The 1,409-nt window shown below is 70.6% G+C and carries 1 protein-coding gene; it reads right to left on the bottom strand.

Annotated features, from left to right (window positions below; genetic code table 11):
- Positions 1 to 1,394 (bottom strand): type VI secretion system Vgr family protein (locus ACVOKU_RS18530; RefSeq protein WP_481560591.1); only part of this gene is annotated, 1,394 nt, incomplete at its 3' end.
- Positions 1,395 to 1,409: the final 15 nt, after the last annotated feature.

Genomic DNA, 1,409 nt, shown 5'->3' on the forward strand with positions numbered 1-1,409 from the left:
CCGGTGGCGTTGGCACCGCCACCGTTGATCTGGTTGTGCTGCGCGTCCTGCTGGCCACGGCCGTTGTACACCGCACCGACCACCACCGGGCGGTCGATGTCGCCCTCCAGGAACGCCACCAGCACTTCCTGGCCGCGCCGTGGCAGCACCACGCCGCCCCAGTTGTCGCCCGCCCATGGGGTCATCACCCGCACCCACGTCCAGGCCCCCCCGGTGGCCGGGGCATTGTCGTCCCCACCCGGATGGGCCAGCCCGCTGCTGGCGTTGCCGCCGCGCTGCCACGGGAACTGCACCTTGATGCGGTGGTCGCGGTCGGACAGCAGCGGGTCGCCATCGCTGACCACGATCGCACTGAGCGTGCCGGTGATGGTCGGCCGCGGATGCAGATGCGCGCCATGGCCATCGTCGGTCTGTGGCCGGTAGGTCACTTCGGCCGGGATGGCCACGAAGCGGTTGTCGTAGAAGGCGGTGGAGACCTCACCGGGCGCATGCCCATTGGCCAGGCCCGACAGCGCGCCCGGCAATGCCGGCGCGGCCACGCTGGACGGACCCAGGGTCTGCTCCAGCGCATCGAATACATCGGCATCGAGGTTGTTGCGCGCCTGGTGCTGCACCGACAGGCACAGGAACTGCGCGTCCTGGCTCACCTGCGGGTGCTGCGACAGGCCGAACCGTGCACCCGGGGCCAGCGTGCGCCACTGGCCGGCACCCTCGATGGTCTGCGCGCGCACGCGTAGCGCATCCAGGTGCTGCTGCGCGCGGCGCTGGCCGCGGGCATTGTCCTGCCAGCCGTAGGGGCCGCAGGTGTCGCGGTCGATGATGCCCAGGTCGTTGGCCTGCCCGCTTTCGGCGCTGGCCTGGCGGCGCTCCAACGTGCGGTAGTCCCAGGTGGCACGCTGCACCTTGCCCGGACGCCAGCGGTGCGCGGTCGACCACTGCTGCACGCTGTCACTGCGCTCGCTCTCATCGCGCCGATGGAAGCGCACGCTGCCCAGCTCGGCGGTGTCATGGCTGTGATCGGCCAGCACCAGGGTGTGGCTGCCGAAGTCGGCACTGCCAGGGTCACCGGCGTGCTCGAACCAGTAATAGATGCCTTCCTCGGCCAGCAGGCGCTGCAGGAAGGCCAGGTCGCTTTCCTGGTACTGCGTGGTCAGGCTGCGCCGCGCGTACTGGCCGGCATCGGCCAGCGACCAGCGCCAGGCCGGGGCCAGACCACCGTAGTCGGCGAAGATGTCCTCGACGATCTCCACGACCGTCCTGTCGTGGAACACATAGCTGTCCACCCGCTGCGACAGGAACGCCAGCCACGGCTGCAGGCGCAGCCGGTAGCGTGCCAGGCCGCCATTGCTGCCCAGCCGCTCGGCGGCGGTGATGCGTCCATGCAACGGCCGCAGGCTGCCGTCGGCCTG

The organism is Stenotrophomonas sp. STEN147, assembly GCF_056757995.1.